This is a genomic window from Streptomyces sp. OR43 (assembly GCF_008042275.1).
GTDB lineage: Bacteria > Actinomycetota > Actinomycetes > Streptomycetales > Streptomycetaceae > Streptomyces.
Genome location: NZ_RDBK01000065.1, coordinates 1 through 8,724, shown reverse-complemented (window position 1 = coordinate 8,724; position 8,724 = coordinate 1). Strand labels below are relative to the sequence as shown.

The 8,724-nt window shown below is 71.9% G+C and carries 11 protein-coding genes; 5 read left to right on the top strand and 6 right to left on the bottom strand.

Annotation, left to right across the window (positions count from 1 at the left end):
• Nucleotides 1–188: 188 nt before the first annotated feature.
• Nucleotides 189–926, bottom strand: a complete 738-nt coding sequence (locus tag EAO72_RS40405; RefSeq protein WP_148022371.1) for a hypothetical protein — start codon at nucleotides 924–926, stop codon at nucleotides 189–191.
• A gap of 368 nt (nucleotides 927–1,294) precedes the next feature.
• Between EAO72_RS40405 and EAO72_RS40400 the strand changes: the two genes are divergently transcribed.
• Nucleotides 1,295–1,912 carry a hypothetical protein gene (locus EAO72_RS40400; RefSeq protein WP_148022370.1) on the top strand — a complete coding sequence of 206 codons (618 nt, stop codon included), beginning with the start codon at nucleotides 1,295–1,297 and terminating at the stop codon, nucleotides 1,910–1,912.
• 125 nt (nucleotides 1,913–2,037) lie between these two features.
• Here the strand turns inward: EAO72_RS40400 and EAO72_RS40395 are convergent, their stop codons facing one another.
• Nucleotides 2,038–2,631 (bottom strand): hypothetical protein, encoded by a 594-nt coding sequence (locus tag EAO72_RS40395; RefSeq protein ID WP_148022369.1) that lies wholly within the window; start codon nucleotides 2,629–2,631, stop codon nucleotides 2,038–2,040.
• A gap of 333 nt (nucleotides 2,632–2,964) precedes the next feature.
• The gene (locus EAO72_RS40390; protein ID WP_148022368.1) at nucleotides 2,965–3,927 is read right to left on the bottom strand and encodes a YihY/virulence factor BrkB family protein; all 963 of its coding nucleotides are present in this window, start codon (nucleotides 3,925–3,927) and stop codon (nucleotides 2,965–2,967) included.
• Nucleotides 3,928–4,391: 464 nt separating this feature from the next.
• Between EAO72_RS40390 and EAO72_RS40385 the strand changes: the two genes are divergently transcribed.
• From EAO72_RS40385 to EAO72_RS40375, 3 genes are read left to right on the top strand one after another with little or no spacing between them, the layout of a single operon-like run.
• The gene (locus EAO72_RS40385) at nucleotides 4,392–4,820 is read left to right on the top strand and encodes a hypothetical protein (RefSeq protein WP_148022367.1); all 429 of its coding nucleotides are present in this window, start codon (nucleotides 4,392–4,394) and stop codon (nucleotides 4,818–4,820) included.
• Nucleotides 4,821–4,862: 42 nt separating this feature from the next.
• Nucleotides 4,863–5,267, top strand: a complete 405-nt coding sequence (locus EAO72_RS40380; RefSeq protein ID WP_148022366.1) for a hypothetical protein — start codon at nucleotides 4,863–4,865, stop codon at nucleotides 5,265–5,267.
• A complete protein-coding gene (locus EAO72_RS40375; RefSeq protein WP_148022365.1) occupies nucleotides 5,264–5,560 on the top strand; it encodes a hypothetical protein in 297 nt (98 codons plus the stop codon). The genes EAO72_RS40380 and EAO72_RS40375 overlap by 4 nt, the downstream gene beginning before the upstream one ends.
• A gap of 70 nt (nucleotides 5,561–5,630) precedes the next feature.
• Here the strand turns inward: EAO72_RS40375 and EAO72_RS40370 are convergent, their stop codons facing one another.
• Nucleotides 5,631–6,575 (bottom strand): nitroreductase/quinone reductase family protein, encoded by a 945-nt coding sequence (locus EAO72_RS40370; RefSeq protein ID WP_148022364.1) that lies wholly within the window; start codon nucleotides 6,573–6,575, stop codon nucleotides 5,631–5,633.
• Nucleotides 6,576–7,049: 474 nt separating this feature from the next.
• Here EAO72_RS40370 and EAO72_RS40365 point away from each other — a divergent pair, with 474 nt between their 5' ends.
• The gene (locus EAO72_RS40365; protein ID WP_261991863.1) at nucleotides 7,050–8,003 is read left to right on the top strand and encodes an FG-GAP repeat domain-containing protein; all 954 of its coding nucleotides are present in this window, start codon (nucleotides 7,050–7,052) and stop codon (nucleotides 8,001–8,003) included.
• Nucleotides 8,004–8,081: 78 nt separating this feature from the next.
• On the opposite strand, the gene EAO72_RS40360 is transcribed toward EAO72_RS40365, so the two are convergent.
• Nucleotides 8,082–8,462, bottom strand: coding sequence for a hypothetical protein (locus EAO72_RS40360; RefSeq protein WP_261991862.1), 381 nt, complete (start codon nucleotides 8,460–8,462; stop codon nucleotides 8,082–8,084).
• A partial coding sequence (locus EAO72_RS40355) for a hypothetical protein (RefSeq protein ID WP_222724172.1) occupies nucleotides 8,452–8,724 on the bottom strand: 273 nt, incomplete at its 5' end. The genes EAO72_RS40355 and EAO72_RS40360, both read right to left, overlap by 11 nt.

The window sequence follows — 8,724 nt, the reverse complement described above, 5'->3', positions numbered from 1 at the left end:
GGGGGACATACGGCCGATTATCGCCGCCGCCGGGTACGCGGCCGGGCGCGGCCCCTCCTCGGCGTCTCCCTGCTACCGGAGGAGGCCGCGCGCCGGAGCCCGTAGGCGATCGCCGTCACATGGTCGCGGTAGTGCCCGGTCCGCTCCATGAAGAGCCGTTCCCCTCACGTCGCGCACGTCACAGGCGGTCAGGATCCGGGCAACCCGTCCGCGGCGAGTGCCCGCAATTCCGCACCGACCGCCGGGTCGGCGGCGATCCGCTTCAACGCCGTAACGCTTTCCGGTACGTCCACGGTCCAGCGAAGCATCCACACCGCCTGCTCCGCCGCACAGCGGCGCTCGACGAAGCTCAGTGCCAACTCCATCGCCCACGGCACGATCCGGTCCTCCTCGTCGACCTGTGCGATCCACTGGAAGGCAGCATCGGCGAACTGTTCGCGCACGTAAGGCAGCCAGAGGCCGACGAAGGAGTCCACCGCATCCGGCACGCCGGGAACCGCCAGCACCTCGGCCTCCGCCCGCGCTGCTGCCATCTGCTCACGGGTGACCCGCCGGGTGTCCCGCATCAGGCGCCGCAACACGTCGGGCACTCCGATGCGCCGGATGCCCGTATCGGCATCCCGGTCGGGCACGTCCCAGACCGCCCGCACCTCGCGCGGGACGGGTTCGGCCGGCAGACATGCCTCCAGGACCGTACGCGCATGGGCGACGCTCTCCGCGTTCTCGTCGGCGTAGCGGTCCGAGGAGGGAAGCGTCCAGCCTTCCCAGAGCCAGGGCGTCGGCACACTCAGGAACACCTCGGGCAGCAGCAGCTCACCGCCCTCCGGGGTCGCGTCCCCTCCCCGGGTCCGGCGCGTGCGCCAGAGCCGTTCCCGTGCCAGGTCCCGTTCGTCGTCGCCGAGCCGTTCGTGCCGCACAGCCGTCACCTCCGTTCCTCGGTCCCGCCTCCACGCCCAGCAGCTCGCCGTTGACTACTGGTTGCCGCTCTCGATCCCGCTCGCACCGCACTTTCGACGGACTCCCCCCAACCCCCCGCCCACACCACTCACGCTCGTACATTATGGCGAATAGCCCGCTTTCCACCTGGGCCTTTGGATCCGACATGACTGAAACGCGCGGCAGTTCACGTGCCGCGCCCGAGCCGGGCGTCCGGGACCCCACCCTGCGCCTGGGCCCAACTTTGGGGCCATAGGCCCAGGTCAGGCTGCTCGGGCCGCCTTACGCTCATGCCACACCCGTTGTTCGGGGCACGTCAGGAACGGATCGGGTGAGTGGACGTCGGAGAGGGAGAACCGTGAACGGTGGCAGCGGCTGGGAGAACGGAAGCGAGGGGCGCCGGCCCCCGGGGTACGGGCCCGGTCGTGCGGGAAGACCTGACGGCTCCGGAGGAGGCGCGCTCCTGGCGCTCGCCCGGTGCTGGGCCGTCGGGGCCGTCGTCCACGTCATCGCCGGATACGTGATCTCCCGAGGACTCGTCGACCTGCTGGCCACCGACGAACGGCTGGACGTGTTCACGTGGCGGCTGGCGCTCCAGCACGTACCCGCCGTCCTCACCACCGTGCTGACCGTGCTGGCCGCCGCCCGGGTCCTGCCCGCGGAGCAGCGCACCTCCTGTCCCCTGTATCTGTCGGCCGCCCTCGGCGTGCCGCTGGCCGCGCTCGGCTACGGGTACGCGGTGCTGTGGCAGCTCGCCGACATGGAGGCGGTCCTGCTGCCCGTCGTCACCCTGGCGACCGGAGCGGCGGCGGGCCTGGCCGTGGACCGGCTGCTGGACGACGACGACCCGGGGTCGCCGCAGGCCGCCCCGTACTACTGGCGTGACGGCGGCGCCACCGCCACGGGCTACGTCGGGGGCATCCTCGTGGCCACCGGCATGGTCGCGGCACTCGCCACGGCGGGGGTCGTCGGCTAGCACGGCGAGGTGCGGGGCCGGGCAGCGAGGTGCGGCGAGGGCCGGGGCCCAGGCCCGGGACGTGCGGCGAGGGCCGGGGCCGGGCAGCGGCCTCCGGCCCTCGCCGCACGTCCGCCGCCCCGCGTCTACCGGTTGGGCACATCACTTCCGTACACCACCCACGGCGACTGCTCGAACGAGTTCACCCCGCTCAACTGCGGCTGTACGGACGCTATTTCCGGCCGCACCGCGAGCGTGTCCGGCCAGTGGTCGAAGTACACCGTCCCCCGCACGATGAACCCTCTCCAGTCGGTGGCCGCCGACGCGCCCTCCCGGTCGACCACGAAGCCGACGCACAGCAGTGACGCCCTCCCGATCGCCTCCCGCACCGCACGGACGACCGTTTCCCGCTCGTCCCGTCTCAGGCCTCCGAGGGCGAACCGCAGCTCCACCGTGCCGTCGTCCGTCCGCCGGACCCGGGCGGGCACCTCGGAGCCGCCGGGCAGCCAGAGCAGGAAGTCGACCTGGTCCAGGCGTTGCAGGCCGGCCAGGAGGACGAGTTGGTCCCGCGTCACCCAGGACTGGGTGACGGACGGCCGGGACCCCGGCCCGAGCAGCGTGATGCGCCGGGTGACCGGATGACCGGGCCGCACGCCCGCCGCCTCCAAATCGCTGAGCAGCGACTCGGCGTCGGGGCGGCTCCAGCCCAGGTGGTACGAGTAGAAGAATCCGTCACTCATCGACACGTCACCTCATGAAGAGAATCCGGGCACCCCGGATTCACCCCGGCCCATGCCGGATGAGAGGTGGCCGCCCTGCTGGTCAGGTAGAGCGTGGAGATCCCTGCGCACGTGAGCGCACCCGTCACACCGCCGGTCGGGCGGTGTCGCGAGGGGCTCACGCCTGGTCACCACGAGCGTAATGAGCGCCGCCGCCCGGTGCGTGGGTCCACGGGCCCACGACGGACCCCAATGCCACGCGGGTCCGGCACAACGGCCACTTGGACGTCACCCGGGAGAGGATCGACGGTCGACGTCATCCGAGGAGACCGTAGCCGGCAAAGGGACAAGCCCTCAGCGCTCGTCCGGCCGGTCCGGCCGGTCAGGCCGGTCAGGGCTCTCCGGCCGGTCAGGGCTCTCCGTTGCGCCGCGCCGCGCCCGCTCCAGTTCGACGTTGAACTGGGCACCGGTCAACAGCGCCAGGTTGGTGAACCACACCCAGATCAGGAACACCACGAGCCCGGCGAGTGACCCGTACAGCCGGCTGTAGGACCCGATGTACGTCGCGTACAGCGCGAATCCCGCCGAGGCCACCAGCCACAGCAGCGCCGCCAGCACCCCGCCCGGCAGCCCCTGCCGCGTACCGCGCGCGGACGCCGGTCCGGTCCGGAAGAGGACCATGATCAGGCAGGCGACCAGGCAGAGCAGCACGGGCCACTTCAGTACCGCCCACACCGCGTCCCCCAGGTGCGCGAGCCCCATGCGGTGCCCGAGCCAGCGGGCCAGCGGCCCGGACAGCACGAGGGCGAAGGCGCTGGTCATCAGGAGCAGCAGCAGCCCTATCGCGGAGGCGACGATGATGTGGGCCTTCCGCAGGGCGGGCCGGGTGTCGGGCACCCCGTGCATCGCGTGCAGCGCCCGCCGGAACACGGCCAGGTAGCTGGACGCGGACCAGACCGCGCTGAGGGTTCCGGTCGCGACCAGCAGCCAGACCGCGGTGCGCTGCTGGGTGGCCGCCTCCAGCGGCTGCCGCAGCGCGGCGCCGGACTCCGCCGGGGCGAAGGCCGTGATGTCGGCGATCAGCGCCTTCGTGGCCCCCGGATCGGTCAGCCCGATCACGGACACCGTCACCAGCAGCGCGGGGAGCAGCGCGAGGATGGCGTAGTACGTGAGGGCCGCCGCCCAGTCGGAGAGGTCGTCGTTCCACAGGGAGACGGGCGTCCGCCGAAGCGCGACGGGCCAGCGCCGTGGCGTTCCGGTCCGGCCGGGCGCCCGGACCGGCGCGCCGGGGAGGGCGCCGTTGAACTTGGTGAACACGGGTGGGCTCCGGGGACGTAGGAGGGTCGGCACGGTCGGGTGCCTCGTGGGGGACGACGGCGGGAAGGCCCGCGGGGACGCCGTGCACTGCCCTTCCTCTTCTGCTCCCGTTCGGCCCCGGCACACCCGGTTCGTCCGGGTGGCGGACGTGTGCGGCACCCGCGGACGGATACCGGGCACCCATGGCTACCGACCGCGCGACGCGCCTTCGCCGACTCGCCCGTGTGCTCACCGTACGGTTCGGCCTCGACCGCCACCGGCGCGGGGAGGCCGTCGAGGCCCGGCGGGCCCGTTCCGCGAGGACGTGGACGTTCGCGTGGACGGACGGGCCGACCGTCGCGCAGGTGTCAAGGCCCGGCGGGCCCGTTCCGCGAGGACGTGGACGTTCGCGTGGACGGACGGGCCGACCGTCGCGCAGGTGTCAAGGCCCGGCGGGCCCGTTCCGCGAGGACGTGGACGTTCGCGTGGACGGACGGGCCGACCGTCGCGCAGGTTACGAGGCCCACGACGCCCGTCACGGCAACCGTGCCGAGGCCGAGGAGATCTGCGCGCTGGTGAGCCAGTACGGTCTCGCGGTGTTCCTGCGCCGGTGCGGCACCCCGTTGTCTCCCGTCGAGATCCTGGCCGCCCCCTATGCGGCGACGCACGCCCACCCCGCGCGGCGCCACCGGCTGGCCCCGATGGAGGCGGACGTGCTGGTCCGGGCGGTCCGGGCCGACCCGAGGGCGTCGGGAGAGCTCGTCTCGGCCGCCCTCGCCCTCCTGCCCGGCGTCTCCGGTAGGCCCGGCCTGCCCGGCGCGTCCGAGGAAGGGGACGAGGCTGAGGACAGGGCTGACGACGGGGACGGGGACGAACTCCGGGCCCGGCCGGGGCGTACCGCGCCCGGGGCGTAGATCCCGGCCGGCGTTGTCACACCCGCGTCGTACGCTCCCGCCATGAGCGTCTCCCTCTACTACCACGCGCGGCGCGCGACGCCGCTGACCGACGCCGAGTCCGCGTCCGTCGAGCGCGTCGTCGCCGCGCACATGGCGTCCTTCCCGTACGAGGAGGAGGAAAGCCTGTACCTGTACGAAACGCCCGGATCCGAGCCGCTGGAGATCGTCGCCGGCTCCACCAAGATGCCGTTCGACCCCGGCCGCCTGCTGCCCGTGATCGCCCATGTGCTGGATTCCGTCACGGAGTTGCGCCGGGCGCTTTTGGGCGCGGAGTGGCGCGTGCACATGGACGACCTCGACGTCCCATGGGACGAGGCCGAGGGGTACGTCCTGCCGGGGATGCGGGACGCGGCCCTGATCGCGGAGCTCGCGGCGGTCCACGACGATGACGGAGTGGCGGGATGAGCGAGGCGAGCGGGGAGGCAGCTGCGGAGTCCGCCCCGCCCACGCCCGAGCAGCGACAGCTCATCGAGTTCGGCGAGGGGCTGTACCGCCGCATATCGCCCGACGCCGCTCTCGGCCATGTGCTGCTGCCCGAGGACGACGCGGTGGCCGTCGTGCACCAGGTCCGCGGCGGCGGGACCATCATCGTGGCGGCCGACCGGTCCGTGCTGTTCGCCGGATCGGCGTACGACATCGGGGTCGCCCTGACCGAATTCCGGGCGGGCGCGCGGACGCCCGTGGAGCGGTTCGGATAGCGGGACGCCGTCGGCGGCCGGACCGGACCGGGTGGCCGTGACCGGACCCGGCCGGCCTCACGCCGTCAGGTCACTCCGCCGTACCGGCGGCCGCGCCTCCTTCCGCCGCGGGCGGTGGTGCGGGCGGCCAGGGGACATCGGCCAGCAGGGGCACGATCTCCTTCTCCTCGTAGTCGAAGTGCGCGTTCAACTCATCCGACATCGCGGCCAGTTCGGCGCGGAAACGCTCGGCGTCGGCGACGCCGACACCGGCCAGCAGGGCCGCCAGATCGCGCTGGATGCGGGCCACGGCGCGGTGCTCGTCGCGCAGCCGGTCGAAGACGGCCCCCAGCTCCGGGTGGTACCGCGCGATGCCCGGGAAAAGGTGGTCGTCCTCGCTGGTGTGGTGGAACTCCAGGGCCTGGCAGAACGCCAGGCAGCGCTGCCGGATCTGCAGCCCGAGCCCCGGAGCCGGCGGCTCGCCGGGCCCCTGGTGGGCCGCGCGGGCGGCGAAGTGCGCATCGGTCTCCGCCTTCACCTGCCGCAACTGCCCGCGCAGCCACGTGTGGACCTCCATGACCTTGTCGGCGAGGGTCCTGACCTCGCGGGGCCGCCCCTCCCACACCTCGGGGTCGGCGGCCTCCAGCACGACGACCAGCGGAACGCGGGCTGCCGACGCGGGCAGGGCGTGGCCGAGCGGTTCCCCGCTGGGCGCGGTCCGGTCGGGGACGGCCAGCATCTGGCGGTTCCAGGTGCCGATCTCCACGCCCACCACCGGGTGGGCGAGCAGATCGCGGTACCAGGCGGGGTGACTGGGCGCGCCGGACCCGGACGCGACGACCAGGAGCGATTCACCCCGGCGTACGTAGTCGAGCACGGTGGTCCGCGGGGTTCCGGACGCCGCGGAGGTGGTCGTCAGCAGGACCAGGTCCCGGCCCTCGAAGGGGCCACCGGCCTTCCCTCGGTGGGCCCGGAACTCCTCGATGACCGTGGCGTCGGCCGATGCGTCGGGCGTTTCGTTGTCATGCGTGGGCATACGGATTTCTGTCTCCGGAAGATCATGAGAATGCGATGGGGCCGCTGAGGTCGCCATGGCCAGGCGAGGACGCAGGCCTCGCACGCGCCGCCACCGGACCCGGCGGACGGACAGCACGCCACCCGCGCAGAAAGCGGCGGGAAGGACGAGCAGCAACGCGCGGCTGCGCTACGTCAGGTGCTCAGGTGCTCAGATGCAGAGCGCGGAGTATGAACTCATCACGGGCCCCTCAAAGAATGATGCTCACCCGACTACCGGCCGGCCCACTGCTCTTGGCCGGCGTCACGTGGCACCGCGTCCATTACAGACAGGCGTCCGGCGAGCTGTCAACGCGGCGGCCCGTGACCCGCGTATCGCCGAAACGCCCATGTGAGCACGGCGCACAGTGTCAGACCCCCGTGAGAGGCTTTCGTTCAACGACAGCACGCACCATGTGCTGTTGAGCACCAGCGCAGATCCCAGGGGGGATTCTCCATGATCAGCAATCGACGCCGCCGTACGGTTCGCGGCGCTCTCGCCGCCGTCGCCGTCACGGTCGCCATGGCCGCCACGGCCGGTACGTCGTTCGCCTCCGGCGACCCCGCCGGTGCGGCCCAGCGGGCACGGGCCGCGGCCGGTGCCGAGCAGCAGCAGGCCGGAAAGGCCCAGGGGGCGGCTTCGGCCGCACCCGCCGACGGAGCGGTCGAGACGCCCAGCTTCCCCATGCTGGGCGTGCACAAGACGACCACCGAGCTGTACATGTACTGGACGGACGACCAGGGCGGCTTCAAGCCCCGGGAGTACGTGACATCCGGCTTCGACGCCTTCGCCGACTCGATCGACGTCGACAACGACAAGGACGGGTGGAGCGACCACACCTGGAATGTCTACAAGGACGGGAAGCTGACCTACAGCTGGGTCGACGACGACCTCGAGTACCACAGCAATCAGGTCGGCACGGGGTGGAACATCTACCCCACGGTCCTCTCCCCCGGCAGCATCGGCGGAGCCCCGGAGGCCGACCTCATCGGCCTGGACAAGGCCGGCGTGCTCTGGGGCTACCTCGGCTACGCCGACGGCACCCTCACCCCGCGCATGCGGATCGGCGGCGGCTGGGGCCAGTACACCCAGCTCGCCGGCCAGGGCGACCTGACGGGCGACGACAAGCCCGACATCGTCGCCCGGGACACGTCCGGCGTGCTGTGGCTGTACAAGGGCACCGGCGACTACAAGGTGCCGTTCGCGACCCGCACGCGGATCGGCGCCGGCTGGAACACGTACGACCGTCTGCTGTCGGTCGGCGACCTCAACGCGGACGGCGTGGCGGACCTGATCGCGCGCAAGCCGAACGGTGACCTGTTCCGGTACTCCGGCACGGGCAACGCCGGCAGCGTGTTCGGGAGCCCGGCCAAGATCGGCCACGGCTTCCAGATCTACAACCTGCTGTAGGCGGGCAGGCCGACGAGCCGGACGGATGACACACCGGGCCGCTCTCCCCGACCGGGAGGGCGGCCCGTTTCGTCCGCGTCATCCTGCCGGACGTACCTGCGCGAACTTCGCCGCCATCACGGGCCCCAACTCGCCGACGATCTCGTGCCCCGGCTTCCCGGGAAACGGCAGGTACTCCAGGAACGACGTCACCACGACCTCGTCGATCTCGGGTACGTCCCGTGCGCTCTGTTCCTCCAGGAACCGCAGGGTGCTCCGCCAGTCCGGCGCGTCCGCGTCGAGGCCGAGGTAGGACTGCACCGTCTCCTGGGTGACGTCCCAGAAGAAGACGTGGGGCAGCACCCCGTCCTGGTTGAACACATGCGTCTCGTAGAGGTCCTCGAAGGCGGGGATCCCGGCCACGAGGTCCTTCACCAGCCGCACGTCCGGGGCCATGTCTGGAGCCGTGTCAGGGGTCATCAGCATTCCTCGAGCCCGGGTAGTTCTTGTACTCCTTGTACTGGCCCATCTGGGCGTCGTCGATCGCCTGGATGAGCGCCTTCGCGGTCCTGATGCCCTTCTCGCTCCTGACCACGGTCTCCGTCTTACCGCCCTTGAGGCGGATGACGTCCGTGGTGAGGAAGTTGTTGAGGGCCGCCTTGAGCTGGGCGGGCTGCTCGTCAGCTGGTTCCTGCCTTCGTACGGACGACCGCGCCGGGCCTCCCGGCACGGAACGCGGTGG